The organism is Rhodococcus sp. RCBS9 (assembly GCF_029457415.1).
Lineage (GTDB): Bacteria > Actinomycetota > Actinomycetes > Mycobacteriales > Mycobacteriaceae > Rhodococcus_F > Rhodococcus_F qingshengii.
This window is the reverse complement of the sequence record NZ_CP120422.1, coordinates 1,542,014-1,567,254: the sequence shown is the minus strand read 5'-3', so window position 1 is coordinate 1,567,254 and position 25,241 is coordinate 1,542,014. Positions and strand designations below refer to the sequence as shown.

Here is a 25,241-nt window from a genome sequence, read left to right as displayed (position 1 = left end):
GAACGGGAGAACCGACTCGGTGGTTTTCGACGAACGGGTGGTGGCGATGGCGATTGCCGAAGTGGACGCAGAACTCGCCGTGCTGTTCAACGAGGCAGGCGGCGAGTCCGCCCCTGCCTACGAACGGGTCAAGAACCTCGTGGTCTCGCAGATCAACTCGGGTCGGTGGACCGAAGGCGATCAGCTGCCTTCGGAGAATCAACTGGTCAGTGCGCTGGGGTTGTCACGAATGACGATCAATCGAGCGCTTCGCGAACTCACCAGCGACGGTCTGATCGTGCGGATGATGGGGGTCGGTACTTTTGTCGCCGCCACGAAGACCGCGTCCCCGCTGTTCGAAGTCAAGAACATCGCCGACGAGATTCAGCGCCGCGGCCACCGTCATCGAACCGAGGTCGTCTTCGTTCGTGAGGAAGAAACCGACCACGGGCAGACGTTCCTTCGTGAATCGGTGGGCAAACGGGTGTTCCATTCGCTGATGGTGCACTTCGAGGACGAAACTCCGATTCAGGTGGAAGACCGATTCGTGAATCCGAACGAGGCGCCCGACTATCTGCGCCAGGACTTCACCGCGATCACCCCCAACAACTACTTGAGTGACGTTGCGCCTCTGGTTCGCGGCGAGCATGTCGTGGAAGCGGTGTTGGGTAGCCCGGACGAATGCGAGCTGTTACGCATCGATCGCGGGGAACCGTGCCTGCTGATTCGCCGCCGCACCTGGTCGGCTAACGGATTGGTCAGCGCGGCGCGCTTGATCCATCCGGGTTCACGCAATCGCTTGGAAGGAACCTTCGAGCGCTGATCGTTTCGAATGGCGAATCCTGAACACTCGCTCGTCCGATTGCACCATTTTCGGGGCCGACTTCGGTGCAATCGACCAGGACGTGACTGCGAGCACACTGAGATCATGGGTGGACGGTTATTGCTTCCGCAACCTCACTTCCCGACGAGTGAGACCTGAGCGGATCCCAGCAACGCCGTCTACGCCGCTCGCTTCCATGATCGAAGGAGTTCGACCTGTGACCGACTTGCCCAAGGACCTACTTGTCGCCCCGAAGTGGCAGGAACGCCTCGACGAACTGGCAGCCAAGCATTCGGTACCGGGCGCGCAGGTCGGTGTGATCGCGCTGGGCGAAGACTGCGCGGCGGATATCCGTGTCATCACCACCGGAGTGACGAGCCTGAACACGCGCGTCGACGTCGACGCAGACACCCTGTTCCAGTACGGATCCGCGAGCAAGATCTGGACGACGACGCTGATCATGCAGCTCGTCGACGAGGGCAAGCTGACGCTGGACACCCTGGTGGTGGAGGTGCTTCCGGAGTTCACGATCGCGGATCCTTCCAACACGAAGGAAATCACGATCCGCCAGTTGCTCACGCACACAAGCGGTATCGACGGAGACCTGTTCAACGACACCGGTGACGGTGACGACTGCGTCGAGAAGTACGTCGACGAACTCGCGACCGCGATCAGCGTCACCGAGCCCGGCGGGCATCTGAGTTACAGCAACGCGGGTTTTGCCGTTGCCGGCCGCATCGTCGAGGTCCTTCGTGAGATGACGTGGGACGAGGCGTTGGTCGAATATCTCTGGAAGCCACTCGGATTGACGCACATCATCACCAAGGCCAAGGACGCGCCGCTGTTCCGCACGGCCGTCGGCCACGTGGCCAACCCGGATCGGACGTCGCCGGACAAGGTGATTCCGACCAAGCAGTGGCTGCTTCCGCGCGGTATCGGTCCGGCCGGGATCATCACCGGATCGGTCAGCTCGCTCCTGACCTTCGGTGCTGCACACATGCGTGACGGACTCGCATTGACGGGTGAACGCATTCTGTCCGAAGAATCCGCGCGCCTGATGCGCACTCCGCAATTCGACCTGACCGCGGTCTCGAGCGTCGATCAGGCCTGGGGTCTCGGCTGGATCCTGTCCGACTGGGGCGGCGTGACGTCCGCGCAGCACGGTGGTGCGACGATCGGCCAGATCACTCGTTTTCACACCTTCCCCGAGCTCGGTCTCGCCATGGCCGTGGTGACCAACTCGCGTGGCGGCGGCGCCCTGGCCCACGACATCGAGAAGGAGATCGCCCAGGAGCTCGATCTCGTTCTGCCGGAGCCGAAGTCCGAGCCGAATGCGGAAGACATCGACCTGTCGCACATTCTCGGAACCTATGAATCGACAACCGTGCGAATCGAACTCACGCGCGGCGAGGACGGCGGATTCCAGGTGCAGAACTTCGCCAAGGTCGAGATCGACGGCGAGCCGCCGGCTCCGCCCACCAAGGTCGTGCCTCTGTCCGCCTCCAGGTTCTCGATCAGTAACGAGAGCGCTTCGGGTGAGATGGCTCATCTCACGATCGATGGCGAGCAATATCTTTACATGACAAGGCTTTTCAAGAAGATTTCCGACTAGTCGCGGCGAGATGATTCTCTCCGCTGAATGAAATCTCGGGCAGGTCGAAGGCGATGAGGGCCCTCGACCTGCCCGCACTACTTTTCGAGGAAAACTCATGATGAAACCTCTCGCTCCTTTTCCGGACGTGAATCACCCCGCGGCACTCGATGCTTACGGCCTTGCGCCGGTCATCGACGGTCACAACGATCTGGCCTGGACGGCTCGCGAAACTGCCGCATACTCGGTGGAGAATCTCGAGAAGGATTCCATCTTCCAAACCGACATCGACAAACTCGGTCGCGGCGGCGTCGGTGCGCAGTTCTGGTCGGTCTACACCCCGTGTGACCGGACGGAGCCAGAGGCGGTTCAGTACACACTCGAACAGATCGACTACGTGTACCGGATGATCGAGCGATACCCGGATACTTTCGAATTCGCGCGTACAGGTGACGACGTGCGTCGCATCTGGAGCGAGGGCAAGGTCGCGTCCTTGTTGGGCGCGGAGGGCGGTCACAGCATCGGCAGCTCGCTCGGTGTCCTGAGAATGATGGCGCGCCTTGGTCTTCGGTACATGACGCTGACGCACAACGACAACACCGGGTGGGCGGACTCCGCGACGGACACTCGAGTACACGGCGGGCTGACCGACTTCGGTCGCGAGATCGTGCGCGAAATGAATCGGCTCGGCGTACTCGTCGACCTGTCGCACGTCTCGGTGGAAACGATGAGAGATGCCATCGAGACGTCTTCGGCGCCGGTGATTTTCAGCCATTCGTCGTGCTCTCAGCTATGCGGTCACCCCCGTAATGTTCCCGACGACGTCATGCGACTGCTCGCGGACAACGGCGGGGTCATCATGATCGCCTTTGTACCCATGTTCCTTTCTGCCGAGTACAACGAATGGTTCAAAGGCGGGCGAGTCGGCCCACGACCGGCGATGACAGTGGACCATCTCGCCGACCACGTCGAGCATGCCCGAGACGTCGCGGGCATCGACCACATCGGTTTGGGCAGTGACTACGATGGGTTCGACGACTTTCCGGACGGTATGCAGGACGTATCCGGTTTCGCGGTGTTGATAGACCGTCTGGCGGAACGCGGTTGGTCCGCGGAGGACTTGGCAAAGCTGATGGGCAACAACGTGTTGCGTGTGCTCGACGAGACCAGTGCGGCCTCGATGTCGAGCCTTTCCTAGCCGTATCGACGCCCGAGAAGATGAGGATGAGAATGAAGAAGATTCGTACCGTTGCACTGAAGCTGGTTGCTTCGGTGTCCGTAGTTCTGGTTGTGCTGGTATCGATAGCGCTCGTATTCAATGTCGGCTCCAGCAAAGCGAGCGTTCCGGCCGGGGAGACGGGCAACCAGTTCGTGTCCGTCGACGGAAAGAACATGAGCTACTCGATCCGCGGCACCGGCGATCAGACCATAGTGCTGTTACCCGGGTTCGGAACGTCCGCACCGATTCTCGACTTCACACCGCTTGTCAACGAGCTCGCACCTGACTACCGCGTCGTCACGATCGAGCCCTTCGGTTACGGCTACAGTGATGGAACGGACAAGGACCGCACGACTGCGAACATCGTCGAAGAGATTCATACGGCAGTACAGTCGCTGGGAATTGACGAATACATCCTCATGGGGCACTCGATCACTGGTCTCTATGCGCTGGACTACACCGCGAAGTACCGTGACGAGGTCACCGCATTCGTGGGTATCGACAGCAGTGTTCCAGGGCAGCCGAACATGGATACCAAATTCCCGATCGACGCACTCCGAGTTGGAAGGCAATTGGGCTTGGCGGAATTGCTGTCCAAGGTCGTCGGTGGTGAAGCCTCGGACGAGTACCTCGATCCCGCCGCAAAGGACGAGATGCGACAGTTGACTGCGAAGAACAACTTCAGCGATACCTATCTCAACGAGATGGATCATCTTTCGAGTAACTTTGCTGAAGCAATCGGCAAGACGTTCCCAGCCGATCTTCCGATTCTGTTGTTCGCCGTGAACAATTCAGAAGTTCAGGGCTGGACAGAGCTGCACGAGGGGCAGGCAGCCTCCGTCGATCACGGAGAGGTGATCTTGCTGGACGGAGACCACTACCTGCACCACACCAGGTCGAAGGAAATCGCCGAGAACCTCGGAAGGTTCTTGGGTGAGCTGAACTGAATCCGGGAGGACGTTAAAGTTGGAGGCGGGGCCATCGAGTCGAGATGGTCCCGCTTCTTTCTTCTCCACTGATCGTTCGGAGGCATTGTGGCGCAGACCTGGTCACGCGAAGAACTGGTGAGCGAGCTGGACTCGGCGTATTCGAAACTCGAAGCGTTACTCGACGGCGTCGCCGAGGCCGATGCGTTCGACGCCGTTGCCGTCGACGCGTGGACGGTGCACGACGCACTCGCTGTGCGTGTCTGGTGGGCAGAGGCCGTCGCAGAGTGGATAGGTGCCGGGCTGCGAGACGAGGCTCCGCAGACGCCGGCGGCAGGTTACAAGTGGACGCAAACACCCGCACTGAACCAGTCGGTTGTCGACGCGAGCATCGACATTCCGGCTCAGGAGCTTCGTGACCGCTTGGGAGCTGCTGTTGCGATATTGCGCAACTACATCGAGACCCTTGACGACGATCAACTGCTGTCGGTCGGGGTTTTCTCGTGGACCCGGACGTGGCCGGTCTCGAGGTGGATCGCCGTCAACACGATCACCCAATACGCGTCGTTGTCGAAAATGATTCGGCGAGTGCTGAAGTCGAACAATCAGCCCTGAAGTCGATGCATCCGCCACACCGTCGGTCCGTCAGTCAGTGAGATTTCGCCTGCTATCGTGAAACCGAACCGTTGGTACAGCGGTAGATTTCGTTCGGTCGACGTATCGAGCCAGCAATTCTGTTCGGTTCGATCCAGTTCCGCCAAAGCATGTTTCAGTAGCGCAGAACCCAATCCGGTTCCGCGTGAGCGCGGCGTCGTACCGATCGTTGCCAACGACCACGCGTTGTCGGGGACGGGAAGCGCAGACAGTTGTTCGTCAGCCTGAAGAACGCGCTCGAACCGATCTCCGTGCAGTTCGACGATCTTCTCGACGGTCGCTTCATCAGGCTCTGGAGCGTCCGGCGGCAGGACTGCGATGACGCCGTTGCCGGAATCGTCTATGTAGGAACGCCCGAACGGTAGTGCCAGGTGTTCGAGGTAGATCCGTTGCAGAGTCGCGACGCGTTCCACGTGGGAGTCTTCGGCGACGCACCAGTTCGTCCAGGGGTAGTCGGCAAACGCCTCGCCGAGAACCTCGGCGGCACGGTCGAGGTCGTCGATGGACAGCGGTCGAACAGAATTCTGCATAGTGCCACTTCAGCACAGTGAGGTCTTCCGTCGCCACTCGATTTCGGCGGTGTAGCAGGTGCGCGGGCCGTGGTCACGTACTTGTGAGTTCATTCAAGAAAGTTGGACGAGGCTGTCGATCCTGCGTTGACTGGTAGTGATCGGGCAATCGCCGAGCTGTCAACTCCGGGCACGTGAGATCCGGGTACGGCGATTCTCCGCGAAAGGAACAGATATGAACAGGCTCGAAAGCAAGAGTGTAGTGATCACAGGCGCCGCCAGTGGAATCGGGCGTGCAGCAGCACAACTCATGGCGGCAGAGGGCGCCAAGGTGTTGGTCGCCGACCTCGATCCTGTGCGTGCAGAGGAAGCGGCGGTGGCGATTCGCGAGACCGGTGGCAATGCACTGGGTTTCGGCGTCGATGTCATGAACGAGGACTCTCTGGCAGCGATGATCGAAAAGGCGGTCGCCGAATTCGGCGGCATCAACGTCCTGTGTAATCACGTGGGCGGTAGTAACCCGCGCAAGGATCTCGACCTGCTCCGGATGGACTTGGACGAGTGGGATCGCGTGATGTCGCTCAACGTCCGCAGCACTGTCGTCGCTTCACGACTTGCCATTCCGCACATGAACAGTGCCGGTGGAGGATCGATCGTCAACACGGCCTCGGTAGGTGGATTGATCGGGGATTCCCTGCAGTCTGCCTACGGATCCGCCAAAGCGGCAGTCATTCGTCTGACGCAGTACATCGCAGTCCAGTACGGAGCAAACGGCGTTCGGTGCAATGCCGTAGCGCCGGGCGCGATCATGACACCCGCTCTCGTGGACAACATCCCCGCTGATGTCATCGACGGCATGAAGCAGGCAAACGCCCTGCCTTACCTCGGCGAACCCGAAGACATCGCGCATGCCATGGTCTACCTGGCTTCGGACGAATCTCGCTACATGACGGGGCAGACCCTGGTGGTCGACGGCGGACTCACCAGCAAGAGTCCGCTCGCGACCGGCCGTTCGTCGATGTTGAGCTGAATCAGCTCCGCCAACCGCTGGGGCCGGCGCCCAGAACCTCGATGGATCCCTGACTGGCGTGTGAATGCTTGGTGCGGTGCGTCATTCGCCACTTTCCGTCGATCCGCGCCCATGAGTCGTGGTAGTCGCCGAGGGTGAAGAAGTTCAGGTGAGCCTTGCTCCCGGTGCCCACATGCATGTCGCTGACATAGGAGCAGCTGGTGGCGAGATCGCCGACCACCTCGACCAGCACGTTACCGATCAGATGTTGGGTGGGACCGCACTCGTCGAGGAACGAGCGGATGGACGCCACTACCTCGGCGGGTCCGCGCAGAGTTCCGGTGCCCAATTCTGCCGTAGCGTCCGGCGTCATGATCCGGTGGAGTTCATCCCACTCTCGCGCATCCATGGCTCGGGCGAACTCGAAGATGGAGCGGGTGATCTCGCGTTCGTCGAGAAGAGTGGTGATGTCGATGCTCATGCTGTGCGCCTTTCTTAACGTCGGGGGGTTAATAAAGGCGCACAGCAGATGTCAGCGGTTGAGCAGCTTGCGCATCGCTTCGGCAGCACCCTTGACCATCTTGTCTCGGGGGAAGCCACTGCGCTTCTTGGCGCCTTCGTAGTTTCCTGCAGCCACCCAGATCGGGCCGTCGGCAAGGTGTTCGAGACCTTCACGTGCAACATCTTCGGGCTCTGCGACGTTCATGCCCGGGATGTCGAAGTTCAGTCCCGCGCGAATCATAGCGGGTGTGCGAGTGACACCGAGAATGAACTCGACGACGTGAACGCCGTACGGCTGGAGTTCGAGCCACAGGCTTTCGGCGAAGATGCGCCCGAATGCCTTGGACGCCGCGTAGATGCTCTGGTGCTCGGAGCCCATGAATCCGGCCAGCGAACCAAGCAGCATGATGCCGCCGCGTCCGCGATCCTTCATCAATCCGCCGAAGTGGTGCGAGAGTTCGAGCTGCTTGTTGATGTTCAGCTCGATGACTCCGGCAAATCCCGTCAGATCACCGGTCACGAACTCGTGGCCGTAGCTGTTGGCGCCGGCGTTGAAGATGAGCAGGCCGACCTCGACGTCGTCGGTGACCGCCTTGATCTGATCGAGCGCGTCCGGAACGAGCAGATCCAATGCGAGAGTGCGTACTTCGACGCCGTTGGCGCGTGCCTTGGCCGCGGTCTCCTCGAGCGGGCCCGGCTTGCGGGCGATGAGAACGAGGTTGATGCCGATCTTGCTGAGCTCGTCGGCGAACCCTGCGCCGACACCTTCTGAACCGCCGGCGATGACTGCCCACGGGCCGTAGTACTGAGGATCGATCATTACTACCTTCTTCGAAAGATGTTGGCTTGACTAGTGAAACGGAGTCGGTACGGGTTCGCTGTCGTCGACGATCGGCTGAGGCACCGGCTCGTCGTTGAGGATCTCGAGTTGGCCCGCTGTTGCAGCGTTCACGATGGACGCGATCAAGGCGCCGCACTGCTTGCGAGGGGCACCGGGTCGTCCCTCTCGCTGCCCGAATTCACGGTCGTCGGCGATTTCGAGGCACTGGGCGCGGGCCTGGTCACTCCACTGAACGGTGGTGTGTTCCCAACTGTTCTTCTGGACCAGGACCTGAGCCTTGCACTCAGCGCACTGAAGAGGCTGCATCTTCGTCTGCCTTCTTTGCAGCGAGGTTGTCTTCGACTTCCTTCTGCCAGGCTGCGACGGGTCGCGCGGTGTCGAGTTCGAATTCGAAGCGCTCGGTCATCTCGGGAGCGATGTCCGCGACATCGACGTAGAACTGTTCGTACCAGCGACGGAGCTGGTAGACCGGGCCGTCTTCTTCGCACAGGAGCGGGTTCTCGATGCGAGTCTTGTTCTTCCAGATCTCGACGTCCTGCTCGAAGCCCTTGGCGATGAACGTGCCGAAGTTCGCGGCCATCGCGTCGGCGGCTTCACCCTGGAAGCGATCCGACTTCTTGACGATGATGCCGTACTGGAGCACGAACTTGTCAGCGCTGACCGGGTAGTGGCAGTTGATGAGCACAGAGTCGACGTTGTAGTCCTCGTACTCGTAGGTCAGGTCGTCGACCATGAAGGAGGGGCCGAAGTACGTGGCAACCGAGTTGCTGCCGACCATCTTCGGGGTGCCTGCTGCGTGGGGACGCATGTCCGAGCGAGCGACGCCGCGCATGTACTGCGTTGCGGCGTGGCCTTCGAAGACGTTCTTGAAGTACGTCGGGAAGGAGTAGTGCACGTAGAAGAAGTGCGCCATGTCGACGATGTTGTCGACGATTTCGCGGCAGTTGGTGTCGACGGTCGTGGTGTACCAGACCCAGTCGCTCCACTCGTCGCTGAGCGCGCCTTCGATGCGGGGGATAGCCACGTCGTCGGTCGGCGGGTTGCCCTCGGGGTCGTGCCAGACGAAGAGCATACCGTCCTGGTCGAGGGTTTGCCAGGCGCGCGTCTTGGCCAGCGGGGGGACGCGGCGTGCGTACGGAATCTTCTGGCACTTGCCGTTGCCGCCCCAGCGCCAATCGTGGAACGGACAGGCAATGGCGTCGCCCTTGATGGCGCCCTGGCTCAAGTCGCCACCCATGTGACGGCAGTACGCGTCGAGGATCTTGACGTTGCCTTCACTGTCGGCGAAGACGACCAGTTTGGTGCCGAACGCCTCGATGGAGTGCGGCTGGCCGTCCTTGAAGGACTCCGTGAGTCCAATGCAGTGCCATCCACGCGCAAAGCGTGTAGGCGCGGTTCCAGCTTGGATCTCGCGAACCTCGTCGTTGTCGGACTGAGTGATCGTCACGATGAGTCCCGTCCTTTCCAGGGGCAGTGTCGACGCCCGACGCTAGGGGAGCGTGAATTGCCTCTGGGGTCTCGTCTCACTGGCCGGGACCAGCGGCGAGCGCGAGGATCCGGCGGCTGATCCCGGCCTCCGGGACTTCCGATCACCGGAACGCGTGACCGACATATCGTGACGGGGCAGCCGTTATGTCTATCTGCCGATCCGCTCCCTCACGGTTCGGTGCGAGGAGTGTCTCCCATGGTCAACAAGGTTCTGAGTTCAGTCCGTGATCTGCTCCCGAAGATCGCGGCCCGCGCTCAGAAGGTCGACGATTCGCGCAAGATCTCCGAACGGACCATCCGGGAGCTGTCCGAAGCCGGCGTCTTCTCCATGCTGGCGCCGAAAAGATACGGAGGTGCCGAGAGCGACCCGGTTCAGTTCTACGAAGTGGTCAGGGCCATCTCGGCTGCCTGCGGCTCGACCGGTTGGGTCGCGTCGGTGGTGGGGGTGCACCCGTGGCATCTTGCACTTTTCGACGACCGAGCGCAGGCCGACGTGTGGGGAGAGGATCAGACGACGCTCATCTCGTCCGCCTACGCGCCGGTCGGTCGACTGACGGCGGTGGACGGTGGTTACGAACTGTCGGGCCAGTGGGGCTTCTCTTCCGGCTGTGATCACGCGAGTTGGGCATTGCTGGGCGCGATGGTGGTCGGCATGGATGGTCGTCCCGTCGATTTCATGACGGTGTTGGTGCCGCGTACGGATTACGAGATCCGAGATGTCTGGGATGTCGTGGGGATGCGCGGCACCGCGAGCAACGAGATCGTGGTCGACAAGGCCTTCGTTCCCGAGCACCGATTGAAGCGCAACTACGAGACCGCACAACTTCGCGGCCCAGGCCAAGCAGTCAATCCTGGTCCGCTGTACAAGCTTCCGTTCGGGAGTATCTTCACCTCGACGGTTGCCGCTCCGTGTGTGGGCATCGTCGCCGGTTGTTACGAGGGGTACCTGGACGTGATGCGTGAGCGCGTCCGTCTGAGTTTGGGTGGTGGACGGTTCAGCGAGGATCAGTTCGCTCAGGTCGCCGTCGCACGTGCGTCGTCGGAGATCGATGCTGCGATTCTGCAGATGGATCGCAATATCCGGGAGATGTACGAACTTGCTGTGGCCGGTCAGGAGCTCCCACTCTCGATGAGGCTGCGTGCGCGTCGTGATCAGGTTCGTGCGACGGAACGCTCGGTGGAAGCGATCGACATGCTTTTCAAGACGGCAGGCGGGAACTCCCTCTCTCGCGGAAACCCGATCGAGCGTGCGTGGCGTGACGTTCATGCGGGCAGCGTTCACGTTGCCAACGAACCCGAGCGCGCGTTGGCGCTCTACGGCCGGGCGGCGTTCGGACTGCCGGTGGAGGACAACCTGATCTGACGGGTTGGCGCGTCACCGGGTGGGGTATTTGCCTTTGGATGAGGGAAGTACCGGCTCTGACCATCGGCTCGATCGTCGACATGGCGGGTGTCGCGCGCGCGAAGGTGATGCCGGCCGGCCGAACCGGTGCCTTCGAGAAAGCCGGTGCGGGAGTCTCACCGAGCTGGAACGTCTTCTGTAGCGACGATCGGATTGCCTTCACCGATTCCTTTTCCGTCGTGGGTGATCTCCGGTTGCGTATCGACCGCTCCGACCTCCGTGATCTCGGCGGGGGCGTGTCGTGGGCGCCGGCGACGTTGCACGAGCAAGACGGTGCGACGGCTGCCGTGTGTACTCGGTCCGCACTCACTGCCGTCGTGGCGCGGCTTGCCGCCGACGGACTGGAAGCTCGGGTGGGTCACGAGATCGAGTTCACTCTTTTCGGTGATGCGTGCAACGGAGCGTGGTCGGCGTACGGGTTAGGTGCAGTCCTGCGCCGCGAGGACTTCCTCAAGGACCTTCTGCGCAATGCCGAACGCGCACAACTTCATATCGAGCAAGTTCATGCAGAGTACGGACCGGAACAATTCGAGATCTCCGTCGCTCCGGCAACTCCTGTTCAGGCTGCCGACCTGGTGATACTGGCCCGGATCTTGATCAGCCGCACTGCCAGAGCCCATGGATTGGCGGCCTCGTTTTCACCGATACCTACGATCGGAGGTGCAGGGAACGGTGCACACCAGCACTTTTCGTTGAACTCAGGTGGGCGGCCCGTCTTCTCCGGTGGCGGGCAGGAGTACGGGATGACCGACAAAGGATCATCAGCTTTGGGTGGAATCCTCTCTCACCTCACGGAATTCACGGCCGTCTTTGCGTCCTCACCGCTCTCCGGGGTCAGGCTGCGACCGGACAATTGGTCGGGGGCCTACGTCTGTTGGGGGCTCGAGAACCGGGAAGCGGCACTGAGGTTCTGCGCAGAGTCACCGTCGAATCCACACGGCGCCAACGCCGAAGTGAAAATCGTCGATCCATCGGCCAACCCGTATCTGGCGACCGCTGCGATACTTGGCCTTTCGCATATCGGTATCGGCACTGCCTCGCCATTGCCGCCGGAAATTGTGGTGAACCCGTCGACTCTCACGGAGGCGGAACGTGATGAGCGCGGGGTGACCCGAGTCCCCACCGATCTGCGCGAGATAGTGCAGAAGTTCAACTCCTCCTCGGTGGCGAAGGAAATCTTCGGGGAGTCGATCATCGAAGCGATGGTGTCAGTGAAGGGAGTTGAGCGCGAGACTTTCTCCCAGATGGACGAGGCGACAACCGTCGAGCGGCTTCGATATACCTGGAGCTGAAAGGGTTGACGCGCAAGATGTCGAGTCCTATGTTTAAGCTATTCCTTAATTAAGGAGTTGCTTACATGGACGAGCGAAGTGGCCGACTCGATGCAGTGTTCAGCGCATTGGCCGACCCGACGAGGCGTGAAATGCTCTCTCGCCTCACTGATGGTTCGATGACCGTCGGTGAGTTGGCCGAGCCGTTCGAAATGAGTCGACCCGCCATCTCTCAGCATCTGAAGGTGCTCGAGCGAGCCGGTCTCATCGAACGAACCGCCACCGCGCAATGGCGCACGTGCACCCTTCGAGCAGAGGGTCTCGACGACGCCAGCGCCTGGGTCGACGAACACCGGCGAGGCTGGAACGAACGCTTCGACCTCCTCGACGAGCGTCTACGTGAGCTGAAGCAACCTCGACCGAAGAAGGAGAAGGACAATGAGTGACCAGAACGTCGATGCCACTGCAGAATTCACCATCACCCGGATCTTCGATGCGCCGCGCGACCTTGTCTGGCAGGCGTGGACCGACCCCGACGAGGCGGCGTGCTGGTGGCATCCGAAGGGCGTCAGCAGTCCTCGGGAGTACGTCACGATCGACCCCCGGGTTGGCGGAACGTACCGCTACCTGATGATCAACGACGAGAACGGAGCCGAGTACCCCACCGGCGGAACCTATCTCGAGGTCGACGAGCCGAAGAGGCTGGTCTTCACCTGGGGAAATCCGAGTGATCCAGTGGATGCCGCACCTCGGATAACGGTCACGCTCGCAGAACGGGGTGACAAAACCGAAATGACCTTCCAGCTGGTAGGAATTCCGGGATTCAAGGGTGACGGGAATGTGTACGACGGATGGGAATCCGCTTTCGACGTGTTGGACGAAGTTCGCGCCGGCGACTAGTCGGGAATCGGACACCGCGACAGCGGTGCCGGTGATTGAATGGGGCTGATAGTCCATTCGTCACCGACGCAGGAGAGCCTGATGGCACCAGAAGTTGCGGTAGTTCTCGAGGGATACACCTACGTCGAATGCCCGCGCTGGCACGAGAACCGGATCTGGGTATCGGACTTCTACACCTACCAGGTGATTTCGGCCTGCGAGGACGGGACAGACATACGCGTCGAGGCGGAGGTTCCAGGGCAGCCGTCCGGGCTGGGGTGGCTTCCGGACGGCAGATTACTGGTCGTCTCCATGCGGGACCAGAAGATTCTGCGGCGAGAATCCGATGGCGAGTTGGTGGTGCACGCAGACTTGTCCGGGTACGTCAGTGCCAACGTCAACGACATGCTGGTCGACGCACAGGGACGAGCGTACGTGGGCAACTTCGGGTTCGATCTGATGAACCTGGCCCCCGTCGAGACGGCAGATCTCCTCCGCGTCGACCCGGACGGATCGGTGCACGTCGTCGCGCGAGATCTCCACTTCCCCAACGGAATGGCTCTGACGTCGACCGGAGATCTGCTCGTGGACGAAACGCTGGGAAATCGAATCAGTGCGTTTGCCGTCCAGGCCGACGGCTCTCTGGGTGAACGCCGCGACTGGGCGTCGTTCGGGCCGGTGCCTGGTGGACCCGAGATGGAGACCACCCTCGCTCAGATCGTCGTTGCGGCGGACGGGTGTTGTGTCGACGGAGACGATTCGATGTGGGTGGCCGATGCCCTCGGAAGCCGTGTTCTTCATGTGGGCGCCAGCGGGGAGATAGTCGACGAAATTGCCTTCGACAGCGGTGTCTTCGCTTGCGGACTCGGCGGTTCCGACGGTCGTACCCTGTTCGTTTGTGCCGCCCCGGATTTCAATGAACACGCTCGCAAGGTGGCTACCGAAGGAAAGCTGCTGTCGATTCGCCTGGAGCCTTTGAGCTGATATGGAATTGGTGACCTCGCTACCTGCCGACACTCCGCTGCGGCAGGTAGCTCAGCACGTCCGACGCATCGAGAACCTTGGTTTCGACACGGTGCACATCTCCGAAACCATTCGTGATCCGTTTGCGGTGGCGGCCCTGGCCGTCGAGCACAGCAGTACTCTCACTGTCCGGACGTCGATGGTTGTCGCGTTTGCGCGCAGTCCCATGGTGACGGCTTTGGCTGCCTGGGATCTTGCGGGTTTCTCGGGTGGGCGATTTCAACTGGGGCTTGCGACGCAGGTGCGTGGGAACATCGTCGGGCGGTACTCGATGCCGTGGACGGATCCTGTTGCGCAACTGCGTGATTACGTCAGCGCTGTACGCGAGATCTTCCGAGTTTTTCAGGAGGGCGGTGAACTCGACCATGCCGGAACGCACTACACCTTCGACCGGCTGCAGCCCTACTTCAATCCGGGGCCGCTCGATGTTCCGGCTCCGGAGATCTGGACCGGGGGAGTGAACTCGCGCATGTGCTCACTGGCGGGAGCCGTCGCCGACGGTTTTGTTTCTCACCCCACCAGCTCCCATCCGAAGGTGCTCGCGGAGAGGATCATTCCATCGTTGACGGCAGGAGGAAGGAAGCCGCGACTGATTGCCGTTCCGAAGATGATCACCGGCAAAGATCCTGCCGCGATACTTGCTCAACGAGAAGCGGTGCGCAGTGAACTTGCCTTTCTCTACTCCACTCCGGCGTACCGAGTCGCGCTGGAGGTCCTCGGATTATCCGAGGTCGGGGAAGAACTGACAGTGATGGCGCGGGCAGGTGATTGGGCTCGACTACCTGCCGTCCTCACCGACGATGTTCTCGACAGGCTGGTCACGCAATGCACCTACGCCGAACTCCCCGAGGTGCTGAGTTCGAAATACGCGAGTCTCTGCGACGGCATTGCACTGGCGGTGCCGGCGAATCCCGCCGACGACCGCGTCTTCGCAGCGATGTGTGAGGAGATTCGAGCCGCCGCAGCGTCTGCCCCGTGACGTCCAGTCGGCGCGAACTACACTCTCGACATGGGGCGCGTCTACGAAGGCATCGATGAAAAGCTCACCACGTGGTTGCAGGCTCAACCGCTGTTCGTCGTTGCCACCGCACCGTTGTCTGCTGACGGGTTGGTCAATTGCTCACCCAAAGGGGGAGTCGGATCGTTTGTGGTGCTGACATCCACCCGGGTGGCGTACCTCGACCTCACCGGCAGCGGTGTGGAAACCATCGCGCACGTGCGCGAGAACTCGCGAATAACACTGATGTTCATGGCGTTTGACGGACCACCGAAGATCGTACGACTGCACGGTCACGGACACGTTCTGCTTGCAGGGTCGGAACCGTTCAACGAGCTTGTCGGTAGGTTCCCTGAGCACCCGGGGCTGCGGTCGATCGTCGTGGTCGATCTGACGCGCATTTCGGATTCGTGCGGATACGCAGTACCGCTGATGGACTACCAATCCGATCGTGACGTGCTCGACCGCGTAGCGGAGAAGAGGGGGCCGGAGCGGCTCATCGCCTATCGCGCCGAGAAGAACGCGAAGAGTGTGGACGGGTTGCCCGGTATCGACCTGGAGTGATACAAAATCGCGTCGCCGTGCGAAAGAGTGTGGGGCAGGTGATTCTGACATTGCCTGCCCCACGTCCTCGTTGTGCTGGTTACTTCGCCATGTCCTGGGCTGCTCGGTACGAGAAGACCATGGCCGTGCCGAGCGGAACGCCAGGACCGGGGTAGAAGCGGCCGCTCAGTGACGCGCTCGTGTTGCCGGCGGCGTACAGGCCGTCGATGGCGCTGCCGTCGGCACGCAGGACTCGACCGTTGACGTCGGTGACCAATCCGCCCTTGGTGCCGAGGTCACTGAGGACGATGCGGGCCGCGTAGAACGGACCGTTCTCGATCGCCGTCAGAGCAGCATTCGCGCCGCCGTTGGGTGGGCAGAAGAACGCGTCGTACGGGTCTTCGCCGCGATGGAACTCTTCGTCGACACCCAGCTTTGCGGCGTCGTTGAACTTTTCGACAGTGCTGCGCAATGCGTCGGCCGGCAGTCCGGTCTTGGCGGCGAGTTCTTCGAGAGTGTCGGCGGCGACCCAGGTTCCGGCCTCGAGGTGCTTGGCGGGCGCCGTGTTCGGGATGCAGATGGCAGGTAGTCCGCCACCCTCGCGCGAGTCGAAGATCATGAACGACGGCACTGCAGAACCGTTGTCGTCGTGCGCATCCATGGCCCGGCCGAACTGGTCGTACGGGAGAGACTCGTTGAGGTAACGCTCGCCCGCGTTGTCGACGACGAGTCCGCCGCGAACGCCGACCATGAATGCGGCGCTGCCGTCCGGCTGCTCGACGCCGGGGCAGAACCACGCCTGATCGAGCAAAGCGGTTGCGCCACCGACAGCAATTCCGGCGGAGATCGCGTCACCGGTGTTGGCGCCGAAGGGACCCATACTCCAGATCGCTTTGCCGGGGGTGCCGGCCTGCTCACGCATCTCGGCGTTGCCTTCGATGCCGCCCGCTGCCATCAGCACACCGCGGTTCGCCTTGATTCGCTGGGTTTCGCCGCCGGATTCGACCTCGGCGCCGACAACCCGACCGTCTTCCACGATCAGGGAGGTGAGGATGGATTCGGTACGAAGTTCTGCGTTACCGGTGCTCTGGACTGCGGCCAGCAGTCGGCCGATCAGTGCGCGCCCACCGATCATCGGGCCGGGAGCATGATCCTGACCGGTGCGGTCTTGGTCGAGTTCCGGACGCACCTTGCCGGCGAGGTCACCGATGTCGGCGGGATCGAGATCGAGAGGGTTGATGGAGCGTCCCGTGTCCATCCGGCCTTCGGCCTTGTAGTAGTCGGGGAACGCACGGAACTCGAATTCGATGTGCGGGTTCTGCTCGAGTAGTGCGACGACATCGGGAGCGGTCTCGACATAGGCATCCTGGCGCTCGGACTCGGCGTCGCCGAGCAATGCGCGCAGATAGGTGCGTGCGTTCTCCGTCGAGTCGGGGAGTCCCGCACGTTCCTGTACTTGGGTTCCCGGCAGCCAGATGGATGCGCCCGAGTACGCGGAAGTTCCGCCGAAGCGATCGGTTTTCTCGAGGACGATCGTCGTCAATCCTCGAGCTGCCGCGGTGTATGCGCCGGTCAGCGCGCCGCCGCCGGAGCCGACTACCAACACGTCGCACTCGGTGGTCCAGTCCTGCATCATTGCGTCCTTACTCCAAGAGGGTGGGGTGTCCACGGAATACCGCACGGGGAGAGAAGGCCATGCCAGGTCCCACTGAGCGGGCAATATGCCGAGATGGGTGGTCGAGATGAGAGAATTGGCGAGGTCGTTCGCGACCGGGACACAGAATCGATGATGGGGGCGACGTTGCCGAGAATTGCCGAGGTCAGGGACGCTGCAGAGCCCAGTTCGGACGAGCAGCGGGCGCGCCATGTGCGGATGCTGGAAGCGGCAGCCGAATTGGGGACCGAGAAGGAACTCTCACGGGTACAGATGCACGAGGTCGCCAAGCGGGCGGGCGTGGCCATCGGCACTCTTTATCGCTATTTCCCCTCGAAGACGCACCTCTTCGTCGCTGTGATGGTCGAGCAGATCGACCAGATCGGTGCCAGCTTTGTCAGGCATCAGGTTCAGTCGGACAATCCGCAGGATGCGGTGTACGAGGTATTGGTTCGCGCGACTCGCGGGTTACTGCGTCGGCCGGCTCTCTCGACTGCGATGCTGCAGTCGTCCAGTACCGCCAACGTCGCGACGGTGCCGGACGTGGGAAAGATCGATCGCGGCTTCCGGCAGATCATTCTCGATGCGGCCGGGATCGAGAACCCCACCGAGGAAGACAACACCGGGTTGCGTCTGCTGATGCAGTTGTGGTTCGGGGTCATCCAATCGTGCCTCAACGGTCGAATCTCCATCCCCGATGCGGAGTACGACATCCGCAAGGGATGCGACCTGCTTCTGGTGAATCTCTCACGGCACTGACGTGACTTCGCCCCTCTCTGGGGTGGGTTCGTCATGTTCGCAAAATTGAAATCAATTCTATTTTTGAATCCGCATCAGTTGAGAGTTGATGTCAATCCGGACATTGCCCTGGCATCATTAATAGAATAAATTACAGAAAATTAGACGGTGAGCCAGCTCACCGACCGAAAACTCCACGAAGGAGCGAACATCATGGGTCATGCAGTCATCGTCGAGGCCGCTCGGACACCGATCGGCCGTCGTCGCGGCGCCCTGGCGGGACTGCACCCCGCCGAGATTCTGGGAGCAGCGCAGCTCGGCGTTCTCGAACGGGCAGGCGTCGCACCGGAAGACATCGGACAGATCATCGGCGGCTGTGTCACCCAGGCAGGTGAGCAGTCCAACAACGTCACGCGGCAGGCGTGGCTGCACGCCGGATTGCCGTACAGCACCGCGGCAACCACTATCGACTGCGCCTGTGGATCCGCCCAGCAGGCAGTGCATTTGATTTCCGGCCTGATTTCGTCTGGTCAGATCTCGGCCGGTATCGGCTGCGGCGTCGAGGCTATGAGCCGTGTGTTCCTGGGTCAGGCAAACGCACCCGGAACGGGAAACCCGTACCCGGACGACTGGACCATCGACATGGGTGACCAGTTCACCTCCGCGCAGCGAATTGCCGAGAAGCGTGGGATCACGCGCGCCGACGTCGACGCGTTCGGTCTGGAATCGCAGCGCCGCGCAGCTCAGGCTTGGGCAGAAGGACGCTTCGACCGCGAGATCGTGCCCGTCAAGGCTCCCGTGGTGGACAAGGAAGGCGTGCCTACCGGTGAGATCGCCACTGTCACTCGCGACGGGGGACTGCGTGAGACGACGGCAGAAGCGCTGGCTGGGCTCAAGCCGGTCATCGAAGGCCATATCCACACCGCCGGCAACTCGTCGCAGATCAGTGATGGCGCGGCTGCGGTACTGCTGATGAGCGAAGAGCGCGCACAGGAACTGGGATTGAAGCCCCGCGCGCGGATCGTCGCGTCCGGCATGGTCGGATCCGATCCCTTCTATCACCTGGACGGGCCGATCGAGTCCACCCAGATGGTGCTCGACAAGGCCAAAATGACCTTGGACGACATCGATCTCGTCGAAATCAACGAAGCCTTTGCCTCGGTCGTGCTCTCCTGGGCGCAGGTTCACGGCGCAGACCTGTCCAAGGTCAACGTCAACGGTGGTGCGATCGCGCTCGGACATCCCGTCGGTTCCACGGGCGCGCGTCTGATCACCACTGCGCTGCACGAACTCGAGCGCTCGAACAAGTCGACGGCTCTGGTCACGATGTGCGCCGGTGGCGCTCTCTCGACCGCCACCATTATCGAACGCATCTGACCCGTACTGACACTGTCGAATTGACGAGGTAGACATGACTATTGGATTGAGTGAAGAAGATCGTGACCTCCGCGACTCCGTACGGGGCTGGGCGGCGCGTCACGCAACACCCACCGTCGTCCGTGAAGCCGTCGAGGCGAAGGTCGAAACTCGCCCCCAACTCTGGAACGGGCTTGCCGAGCAGGGGCTTCTCGGACTACACGTAGCCGAGGAATTCGGCGGCGCAGGATACGGATTGGTCGAACTCGCCATCGTCGTCGAGGAACTTGGACGCTCGATGGTTCCCGGACCATTCCTGCCGACGGTAGTGGTCAGCGCTGTTCTCAGCGATGCCGGAGAAACGGACAGACTGCCAACGCTCGTGGATGGCAGCACGCTCGGAGCTGTTGCACTGCAGCCGGGGTCGCTGAAGATCACCCGCGACGGCGACAGCACCACCCTCAGCGGAACGTCCAGTCAGATTCTCGGCGGCCATGTCGCTGACCTGTTCCTCCTCGCGACGGACAGCGGATTCGTTCTGCTCGGACGTGACCGCCTCGAGGTCACGGACTTGGCCAGCTACGACGTCGTGCGTCGTAATTCCGAGGTCACCGTCGACGGTTTGGTGCTCACCGATTCCGAGATCCTCACCATCGATACCCAGCGTGTACTCGACATTGCCGCAACACTGTTCGCGGCCGAGGCATCAGGCTTGGCCGACTGGGCAGTCACGACGTCGGCCGACCACGCGAAGGTGCGTCAGCAGTTCGGTCGCCCGATCGGCCAGTTCCAGGGTGTCAAGCACAAGGCTGCACGTATGCTCGTTCTTTCCGAGCAGGCACGCGTCTGCGCTTGGGACGCTGCGCGCGCGCTGACTCCCGCCAACGGCGTCGGTGCCGAAGAGGCTTCTCTCGCAGCAGCCGTCGCCGGAGCCACGGCCCTCGAGGCTGGCTTCTCCGTCACGCGTGACTGCATCCAGGTGCTCGGCGGAATCGGCTACACGTGGGAGCACGACGCGCACCTGTACCTGCGCCGCGCGCAGTCCCTGCGAATTCTGCTGGGTTCCACGGCATCCTGGCGTCGTCGCGTTGCCGAGCTGACCATTGCCGGAACCCGTCGCGTGCTCAGCGTCGAGCTGCCGCCCGAGGCCGAGGCGATCCGAGCCGACGTCCGAGCCGAGCTCGCTCCTGCACTCGAACTCGAAGGCGCCGCCCAGAAAACGTATCTCGCGGAAAAGGGCTACACCGCACCGCACTTCACGGCTCCGTGGGGCAAGTCCGCCGACGCCGTCAGCCAGCTGGTCATCGCCGAAGAACTGCGCGCTGCGAAGATCAAGCCGCACGACATGATCATCGGCAACTGGGTCATCCCGACGCTCATCGCGCACGGCAACGAAGAGCAGCTCGCCAAGTTCGTCCCGCCGTCACTGCGCGGGGACATCGTCTGGTGTCAGCTCTTCTCCGAGCCCGGCGCAGGTTCCGACCTCGCCGCGCTGAGTACAAAGGCCACCAAGGTCGACGGTGGCTGGAAGTTGCAGGGCCAGAAGGTGTGGACGTCGATGGCACGCGACGCGCACTGGGGAATCTGCCTCGCGCGCACCGACGCCGACGCACCCAAGCACAAGGGCCTGTCCTACTTCCTCATCGACATCAAGAACAGTGGCCTCGACATTCGTCCGCTGCGCGAGATCACCGGTGAAGCACTGTTCAACGAAGTCTTCTTCGACGACGTCTTCGTTCCCGACGAGTGCCTGGTCGGCGAGCAAGGCGACGGCTGGAAGCTCGCTCGCACCACGCTGGCCAACGAGCGTGTCTCGCTGTCCAACGACTCGTCGCTCGGATCGGGTGGCGAGGCTCTTCTGAGCCTGGTCGACGGACTGCCCGGTGGCATCGACGACGAGCAGCTGACCGTGCTCGGAAAGGTGCTGTGCGATGCGCAATCCGGTGGTCTGCTCGGTCTGCGCACCACGCTGCGCTCGCTCACCGGCGCGCAGCCGGGTGCCGAATCCTCGGTGGCGAAGCTGATCGGTGTCGAGCACATCCAGCAGGTCTGGGACGTGGCAATGGAGTGGGCCGGACCGAGTTCACTTCTGGGCGAACAGCATCGGATGTCTGCAACCCAGATGTTCTTGAACTCGCAGTGCATGTCCATCGCGGGTGGTACAACCAATGTTCAGCTCAACATCATCGGTGAGCGAATCCTGGGTCTGCCTCGCGACCCTGAACCGGGAAAGTGACCTGCACATGAGCAATCGCACCTTCGTCATCGGCGTCGGCATGACCAAGTTCGAGAAGATCGAGACCCGCGACTGGGAATACCCGGACATGGTGACCGAAGCCGTCTCGAATGCCCTGACCGATGCCGGGATCGGCTACGGCCAGATTCAGCGTGCTGCGGTCGGTTACGTGTTCAACGCGTCGACAGCAGGACAGCGAGCTCTCTACGAGACCGGTCTGACCGGCATTCCGATCTTCAACGTCAACAACAACTGCGCGACCGGCTCGACGGCGCTGATGATGGCGCGCGAGTGGGTCCAGGCCGGACAAGCCGAGTGCGCCTTGGCCGTCGGCTTCGAGAAGATGACCAAAACGGCGTTGACCGGTAACGGTGAGATGCCCAAGGTCACGACCTTGGACTCTCAGCTGAAGATCATGGTCGAGGGTTACGGGTTCGCCCGATCGCCGATGACAGCTCAGCTGTTCGGTAACGCTGCCGTCGAGCACATGAAGAAGTACGGCACCACGGTCGAGCAGATCGCAGCGGTGGCGGTCAAGAATCACAAGCATTCGGTGAACAATCCGTACGCACAGTTCCGTGACGAGTACACCCTCGAACAGGTACTCGGCGACAAGATGATTCACGAGCCGCTGACACGTTCGCAGTGCTCGCCGACCTCGGACGGCGCCGGAGCCGCGATCGTCGTGAGCGAGAAGTTCGTGCGTGAGCACGGCCTCGAAGACCGGGCGATCGAAATCGTCGCACAGGCGTTGACCACTGACACCGAGGCAGCGTTCGCCGAGAAGTCGATGATCGACGTGGTCGGCGCGCCGATGACGGCAGCTGCGGCAGAGCAGGTCTTTGCGCAGGCCGGGATCACCATCGATGACGTCGACGTCATCGAACTGCACGACTGCTTCGCGATCAACGAGATCATCACCTACGAGGGCCTGGGGATGTGCGCGGTCGGAGAAGGCGGAAAGCTCGTCCAATCCGGCGCGACCACGTACGGCGGCCAGTGGGTCGTCAACCCGTCGGGTGGTTTGATCTCGAAGGGACACCCGCTGGGCGCGACGGGCTTGGCGCAGTGCGCCGAACTCACGTGGCAGCTCCGCGGGACCGCGGATGCGCGGCAGGTCGAAGGCGCTCGTATTGGCTTGCAACACAACCTCGGACTGGGCGGCGCGTGCGTCGTGACGGTCTACCGAGCCGGAACTTTGGAGAACTGATGGCTATCGATCTCGAGGTGGCGTTGGCCGCCGAACCGACTGTGCGCGAGGCGTCGTGGACCGATCGCGACGTCATGCTCTACCAATTGGGACTCGGGGCAGGGGCGAATGCTCTCGATCCCGCCGAACTGACCTGGGTGTACGAAAAGGGGCTGAAGGTACTCCCGACGTTTGCAATGGTTGCAGGCCAGGGAGTTTCGGCGGGTGTACTGCCCGCACCGTCGATGAGTATGCCGGGAATCGACATCGATCTGCGAAAGATCCTGCACGGTGGGCAGTCGCTGGCACTTCACGCGCCCATCCCGTCGACGGGTGCTGCCCGTATTTCCTCTCGGGTCGCCGATGTCTGGGACAAGGGAAAGGCAGCTGTGATCGTTCTCGAGACGGCGGCCGAGGACCTGGACGGGAATCCGTTATGGACCACCGGAATGCAGATCTGGGCGCGCGGCGAAGGTGGATTCGGCGGCAACACCGGGCCCGAAGTTGTTGCCGGGGTGCCTGATCGAGCGCCCGACAAGGTACTGACGTCGAGCACGAGTCCCTCACAGGCGCTGGTGTACCGACTCAGTGGAGACATGAACCCGCTGCACGCTGATCCCTCCTTCGCGAAGATGGCGGGCTTCGATGCACCGATTCTGCACGGCCTCGCGTCGTACGGCATCGTCTGCAAGGCCGTGGTAGACGGGATTCTCGACGGAGATCCGACGCGGGTGAAGAACTACTCGGTGCGGTTTGCAGGTTCGCTCTTCCCCGGCGAATCCATCACCACCTCGGTATGGCAGGACGGCAACACACTGACGTTGGCGGCGACGTGCCCCGAACGCGAGAACTCCCCGGTTCTCACGCACGCAACAATGGAGATCAACTGATGGACCTCGGTTCGCACCCCACAGCAGCGACACATCCGGGCGGCACGATTCTGACGTCGCCGCCGCAGGACGCCCCCGTCGACCGGGCCACGGCAGCAGCGCGTCGCGTTGTCGACGCGATGCTGCGCACCGACCGCGGAAACGCCAATTTGGACCGGGTTGCGGAGGAGCTCAACAGCATTGCAGAGCATCTCGAACAGCACTCACCCGAGGTGGCCGAGCGGTTGATCGACATGTGGAACGGTGAGGGCGTGACTCGTCACGACCCCGTGACCGGCCCCGAGAACGCCATTGCGCCGCCGCTCGTTCTGGAAGGGCTCGCTGACGGGTCGGTGCAGGGAGTGGTCACGTTGACGCTGCCGTACCAGGGCCCTCCCGGCCATGTGCACGGCGGTGTTTCGGCGCTGCTGCTCGATCACGTTCTCGGCGTCGCGAACGCCTGGGGTGGAACTTCCGGCATGACAGCACAATTGAGCACTCGGTACCATCGCCCGACTCCGCTGTTCGAGCCACTCACGATCAGCGGCAAATTCCTGTCCAAGGACGGCCGCAAGATTCACACCGTCGGTGAGATCAAAACTGCGGACGGCGAATTGTGTGTGTCGGTAGAGGGACTGTTCATCGACAAGACCGTGCCGCGCCCCAGGTAGGGGCTTCGCCCCCGTGCGCCTTTTTGGTAGTGGGAACTACCAAAAAGGCGCACAGGGGTTCTGACGAAGGAGGGCCCAGTGGGCAAGCTCGACGGACGTGTAGCAGTGGTCACCGGTGCCGGTATGGGCATCGGGCGCGGAGTGGCGGGCGCGTTCGCGCGTGAAGGCGCGTCGGTGTTGGTTGCCGAGATCGACGAGGCAGCGGGCCTCGAAACCACCCAGTGGTTGCGGGACGAATGGGGCGCGGAGGCGGAATTCGTCCGGACCGACGTCACTGACAAAGCTCAGGTTGTTGCCATGGTCGACAAGTCCGTCGAGCGGTTCGGACGCCTCGACATCCTGGTGAACAATGCCTGGCGGACTTTCGGTTTCGCGCGGCTCGAGAAGATGTCCGACGAGCAGTTGCGCGGCGGTTTCGACATGGCAGTGATGGCGGCATTCTGGGCGATGCAGGCTGCCCTGCCGGAACTGGAGCGTCACGGCACGGGCCGCGTGATCAACATGTGCAGCCTCAACGGCGTGAATGCTCACATGTACTCGGTGCAGTACAACGCGGCGAAGGAAGCATTGCGAACCCTGACTCGCACTGCTGCCCGCGAGTGGGCTACCAAGCAGGTGAACTGCAACGTCATCTGTCCCGGTGCGCAGAGTGCGGCGTACAAGCGTGTCGCCGAAGCCAATCCGGAGAACGTGGCAGTGATGGCCGCACAGAACCCGATGGGGCGGATCGGCGATCCCCTCGACGACATCGGCCCCGTTGCGGCCTTCCTGGCAAGTGACGACAGCCGTTACGTCACCGGCAACACCCTCTTCGTCGACGGTGGTGGGCACATCAACGGCGTGCAGTGGGCGCCGACCGTCGACTGATCGACG

At 62.0% G+C, this 25,241-nt stretch carries 26 protein-coding genes; 20 read left to right on the top strand and 6 right to left on the bottom strand.

Annotated features, from left to right (window positions below):
- The first annotated feature begins 46 nt into the window (after nt 1-46).
- From hutC to P0M12_RS07445, 5 genes are all read left to right on the top strand, one after another.
- Nucleotides 47-802, top strand: a complete 756-nt coding sequence (hutC, locus tag P0M12_RS07465) for a histidine utilization repressor (protein WP_024487384.1) — start codon at nt 47-49, stop codon at nt 800-802.
- A 217-nt stretch (nt 803-1,019) separates the two neighbouring features.
- Nucleotides 1,020-2,414, top strand: a complete 1,395-nt coding sequence (locus P0M12_RS07460; RefSeq protein ID WP_228232244.1) for a serine hydrolase domain-containing protein — start codon at nt 1,020-1,022, stop codon at nt 2,412-2,414.
- A 97-nt stretch (nt 2,415-2,511) separates the two neighbouring features.
- Nucleotides 2,512-3,591, top strand: coding sequence for a dipeptidase (locus P0M12_RS07455; RefSeq protein WP_007732718.1), 1,080 nt, complete (start codon nt 2,512-2,514; stop codon nt 3,589-3,591).
- Nucleotides 3,592-3,623: 32 nt separating this feature from the next.
- The gene (locus tag P0M12_RS07450; protein ID WP_231782554.1) at nt 3,624-4,559 is read left to right on the top strand and encodes an alpha/beta hydrolase; all 936 of its coding nucleotides are present in this window, start codon (nt 3,624-3,626) and stop codon (nt 4,557-4,559) included.
- 87 nt (nt 4,560-4,646) lie between these two features.
- Nucleotides 4,647-5,153, top strand: a complete 507-nt coding sequence (locus P0M12_RS07445; protein WP_277377564.1) for a ClbS/DfsB family four-helix bundle protein — start codon at nt 4,647-4,649, stop codon at nt 5,151-5,153.
- Here the strand turns inward: P0M12_RS07445 and P0M12_RS07440 are convergent.
- Nucleotides 5,144-5,722: a GNAT family N-acetyltransferase gene (locus P0M12_RS07440; RefSeq protein WP_231782552.1), complete on the bottom strand. Its 579-nt coding sequence runs from the start codon at nt 5,720-5,722 to the stop codon at nt 5,144-5,146. The genes P0M12_RS07445 and P0M12_RS07440 overlap by 10 nt on opposite strands.
- Before the next feature lie 214 nt (nt 5,723-5,936).
- On the opposite strand from P0M12_RS07440, the gene P0M12_RS07435 reads away from it, so the two are divergent.
- A complete protein-coding gene (locus P0M12_RS07435) occupies nt 5,937-6,731 on the top strand; it encodes an SDR family NAD(P)-dependent oxidoreductase (protein WP_007732699.1) in 795 nt (264 codons plus the stop codon).
- 1 nt (nt 6,732) lies between these two features.
- Here P0M12_RS07435 and P0M12_RS07430 read toward each other — a convergent pair whose 3' ends face one another.
- The 4 genes from P0M12_RS07430 to P0M12_RS07415 are packed head-to-tail and all read right to left on the bottom strand — an operon-like array spanning nt 6,733 to nt 9,499.
- A complete protein-coding gene (locus tag P0M12_RS07430; RefSeq protein ID WP_007732698.1) occupies nt 6,733-7,191 on the bottom strand; it encodes a nuclear transport factor 2 family protein in 459 nt (152 codons plus the stop codon).
- A 51-nt stretch (nt 7,192-7,242) separates the two neighbouring features.
- A complete protein-coding gene (locus P0M12_RS07425) occupies nt 7,243-8,031 on the bottom strand; it encodes an SDR family NAD(P)-dependent oxidoreductase (RefSeq protein WP_020909164.1) in 789 nt (262 codons plus the stop codon).
- 30 nt (nt 8,032-8,061) lie between these two features.
- The gene (locus P0M12_RS07420; protein ID WP_047270703.1) at nt 8,062-8,358 is read right to left on the bottom strand and encodes a hypothetical protein; all 297 of its coding nucleotides are present in this window, start codon (nt 8,356-8,358) and stop codon (nt 8,062-8,064) included.
- Entirely contained in the window at nt 8,336-9,499 is a 1,164-nt protein-coding gene (locus P0M12_RS07415) for a Rieske 2Fe-2S domain-containing protein (protein ID WP_277377563.1), read from the bottom strand. The genes P0M12_RS07420 and P0M12_RS07415 overlap by 23 nt, the downstream gene beginning before the upstream one ends.
- 237 nt (nt 9,500-9,736) lie before the next feature.
- Here P0M12_RS07415 and hsaA point away from each other — a divergent pair, with 237 nt between their 5' ends.
- From hsaA to P0M12_RS07380, 7 genes are all read left to right on the top strand, one after another.
- The gene (gene hsaA, locus P0M12_RS07410; RefSeq protein WP_042448427.1) at nt 9,737-10,903 is read left to right on the top strand and encodes a 3-hydroxy-9,10-secoandrosta-1,3,5(10)-triene-9,17-dione monooxygenase oxygenase subunit; all 1,167 of its coding nucleotides are present in this window, start codon (nt 9,737-9,739) and stop codon (nt 10,901-10,903) included.
- Between the two features lie 38 nt (nt 10,904-10,941).
- Nucleotides 10,942-12,234 carry a glutamine synthetase family protein gene (locus P0M12_RS07405; RefSeq protein ID WP_277377562.1) on the top strand — a complete coding sequence of 431 codons (1,293 nt, stop codon included), beginning with the start codon at nt 10,942-10,944 and terminating at the stop codon, nt 12,232-12,234.
- A 65-nt stretch (nt 12,235-12,299) separates the two neighbouring features.
- Entirely contained in the window at nt 12,300-12,659 is a 360-nt protein-coding gene (locus P0M12_RS07400; protein ID WP_007732695.1) for a metalloregulator ArsR/SmtB family transcription factor, read from the top strand.
- Nucleotides 12,652-13,113 (top strand): SRPBCC domain-containing protein, encoded by a 462-nt coding sequence (locus P0M12_RS07395; protein ID WP_277377561.1) that lies wholly within the window; start codon nt 12,652-12,654, stop codon nt 13,111-13,113. The genes P0M12_RS07400 and P0M12_RS07395 overlap by 8 nt, the downstream gene beginning before the upstream one ends.
- A gap of 81 nt (nt 13,114-13,194) precedes the next feature.
- Nucleotides 13,195-14,076 (top strand): SMP-30/gluconolactonase/LRE family protein, encoded by an 882-nt coding sequence (locus P0M12_RS07390; protein WP_277377560.1) that lies wholly within the window; start codon nt 13,195-13,197, stop codon nt 14,074-14,076.
- A gap of 1 nt (nt 14,077) precedes the next feature.
- A complete protein-coding gene (locus tag P0M12_RS07385; protein ID WP_050656598.1) occupies nt 14,078-15,094 on the top strand; it encodes a TIGR03617 family F420-dependent LLM class oxidoreductase in 1,017 nt (338 codons plus the stop codon).
- Nucleotides 15,095-15,124: 30 nt separating this feature from the next.
- On the top strand, nt 15,125-15,676 hold the full coding sequence (locus P0M12_RS07380) for a pyridoxamine 5'-phosphate oxidase family protein (protein WP_073512548.1): 552 nt from the start codon (nt 15,125-15,127) through the stop codon (nt 15,674-15,676).
- 79 nt (nt 15,677-15,755) lie between these two features.
- Here P0M12_RS07380 and P0M12_RS07375 read toward each other — a convergent pair whose 3' ends face one another.
- Entirely contained in the window at nt 15,756-17,288 is a 1,533-nt protein-coding gene (locus P0M12_RS07375; RefSeq protein WP_037128865.1) for an FAD-dependent oxidoreductase, read from the bottom strand.
- A gap of 153 nt (nt 17,289-17,441) precedes the next feature.
- Here P0M12_RS07375 and P0M12_RS07370 point away from each other — a divergent pair, with 153 nt between their 5' ends.
- The 7 genes from P0M12_RS07370 (at nt 17,442) to P0M12_RS07340 (ending at nt 25,235) form a co-directional block, all read left to right on the top strand.
- Nucleotides 17,442-18,068 (top strand): TetR family transcriptional regulator, encoded by a 627-nt coding sequence (locus P0M12_RS07370; RefSeq protein WP_030536987.1) that lies wholly within the window; start codon nt 17,442-17,444, stop codon nt 18,066-18,068.
- 192 nt (nt 18,069-18,260) lie between these two features.
- Nucleotides 18,261-19,424: a steroid 3-ketoacyl-CoA thiolase gene (locus tag P0M12_RS07365; protein WP_007732681.1), complete on the top strand. Its 1,164-nt coding sequence runs from the start codon at nt 18,261-18,263 to the stop codon at nt 19,422-19,424.
- A 34-nt stretch (nt 19,425-19,458) separates the two neighbouring features.
- The gene (locus P0M12_RS07360; protein ID WP_277377559.1) at nt 19,459-21,639 is read left to right on the top strand and encodes an acyl-CoA dehydrogenase; all 2,181 of its coding nucleotides are present in this window, start codon (nt 19,459-19,461) and stop codon (nt 21,637-21,639) included.
- Nucleotides 21,640-21,646: 7 nt separating this feature from the next.
- A complete protein-coding gene (locus P0M12_RS07355; protein WP_277377558.1) occupies nt 21,647-22,849 on the top strand; it encodes a lipid-transfer protein in 1,203 nt (400 codons plus the stop codon).
- Nucleotides 22,849-23,718 carry a MaoC/PaaZ C-terminal domain-containing protein gene (locus tag P0M12_RS07350; RefSeq protein ID WP_054826825.1) on the top strand — a complete coding sequence of 290 codons (870 nt, stop codon included), beginning with the start codon at nt 22,849-22,851 and terminating at the stop codon, nt 23,716-23,718. Before P0M12_RS07355 ends, P0M12_RS07350 begins: the two co-directional genes overlap by 1 nt.
- A complete protein-coding gene (locus P0M12_RS07345; RefSeq protein WP_003940283.1) occupies nt 23,718-24,368 on the top strand; it encodes a PaaI family thioesterase in 651 nt (216 codons plus the stop codon). Before P0M12_RS07350 ends, P0M12_RS07345 begins: the two co-directional genes overlap by 1 nt.
- Nucleotides 24,369-24,446: 78 nt before the next feature.
- On the top strand, nt 24,447-25,235 hold the full coding sequence (locus P0M12_RS07340; RefSeq protein WP_277377557.1) for an SDR family oxidoreductase: 789 nt from the start codon (nt 24,447-24,449) through the stop codon (nt 25,233-25,235).
- Nucleotides 25,236-25,241: the final 6 nt, after the last annotated feature.

Bases quoted from the DNA above. Each gene is read 5' to 3' on its own strand.
- hutC (WP_024487384.1), top strand. From the start codon at position 47: ATGGCGATTGCCGAAGTGGACGCAGAACTCGCCGTGCTGTTCAACGAG.
- P0M12_RS07455 (WP_007732718.1), top strand. From the start codon at position 2,512: ATGATGAAACCTCTCGCTCCTTTTCCGGACGTGAATCACCCCGCGGCA.
- P0M12_RS07450 (WP_231782554.1), top strand. From the start codon at position 3,624: ATGAAGAAGATTCGTACCGTTGCACTGAAGCTGGTTGCTTCGGTGTCC.
- P0M12_RS07440 (WP_231782552.1), bottom strand. From the start codon at position 5,722: ATGCAGAATTCTGTTCGACCGCTGTCCATCGACGACCTCGACCGTGCC.
- P0M12_RS07435 (WP_007732699.1), top strand. From the start codon at position 5,937: ATGAACAGGCTCGAAAGCAAGAGTGTAGTGATCACAGGCGCCGCCAGT.
- P0M12_RS07430 (WP_007732698.1), bottom strand. From the start codon at position 7,191: ATGAGCATCGACATCACCACTCTTCTCGACGAACGCGAGATCACCCGC.
- P0M12_RS07425 (WP_020909164.1), bottom strand. From the start codon at position 8,031: ATGATCGATCCTCAGTACTACGGCCCGTGGGCAGTCATCGCCGGCGGT.
- P0M12_RS07420 (WP_047270703.1), bottom strand. From the start codon at position 8,358: ATGCAGCCTCTTCAGTGCGCTGAGTGCAAGGCTCAGGTCCTGGTCCAG.
- hsaA (WP_042448427.1), top strand. From the start codon at position 9,737: ATGGTCAACAAGGTTCTGAGTTCAGTCCGTGATCTGCTCCCGAAGATC.
- P0M12_RS07405 (WP_277377562.1), top strand. From the start codon at position 10,942: ATGAGGGAAGTACCGGCTCTGACCATCGGCTCGATCGTCGACATGGCG.
- P0M12_RS07400 (WP_007732695.1), top strand. From the start codon at position 12,300: ATGGACGAGCGAAGTGGCCGACTCGATGCAGTGTTCAGCGCATTGGCC.
- P0M12_RS07395 (WP_277377561.1), top strand. From the start codon at position 12,652: ATGAGTGACCAGAACGTCGATGCCACTGCAGAATTCACCATCACCCGG.
- P0M12_RS07390 (WP_277377560.1), top strand. From the start codon at position 13,195: ATGGCACCAGAAGTTGCGGTAGTTCTCGAGGGATACACCTACGTCGAA.
- P0M12_RS07385 (WP_050656598.1), top strand. From the start codon at position 14,078: ATGGAATTGGTGACCTCGCTACCTGCCGACACTCCGCTGCGGCAGGTA.
- P0M12_RS07380 (WP_073512548.1), top strand. From the start codon at position 15,125: ATGGGGCGCGTCTACGAAGGCATCGATGAAAAGCTCACCACGTGGTTG.
- P0M12_RS07375 (WP_037128865.1), bottom strand. From the start codon at position 17,288: ATGCAGGACTGGACCACCGAGTGCGACGTGTTGGTAGTCGGCTCCGGC.
- P0M12_RS07370 (WP_030536987.1), top strand. From the start codon at position 17,442: ATGATGGGGGCGACGTTGCCGAGAATTGCCGAGGTCAGGGACGCTGCA.
- P0M12_RS07365 (WP_007732681.1), top strand. From the start codon at position 18,261: ATGGGTCATGCAGTCATCGTCGAGGCCGCTCGGACACCGATCGGCCGT.
- P0M12_RS07360 (WP_277377559.1), top strand. From the start codon at position 19,459: ATGACTATTGGATTGAGTGAAGAAGATCGTGACCTCCGCGACTCCGTA.
- P0M12_RS07355 (WP_277377558.1), top strand. From the start codon at position 21,647: ATGAGCAATCGCACCTTCGTCATCGGCGTCGGCATGACCAAGTTCGAG.
- P0M12_RS07350 (WP_054826825.1), top strand. From the start codon at position 22,849: ATGGCTATCGATCTCGAGGTGGCGTTGGCCGCCGAACCGACTGTGCGC.
- P0M12_RS07345 (WP_003940283.1), top strand. From the start codon at position 23,718: ATGGACCTCGGTTCGCACCCCACAGCAGCGACACATCCGGGCGGCACG.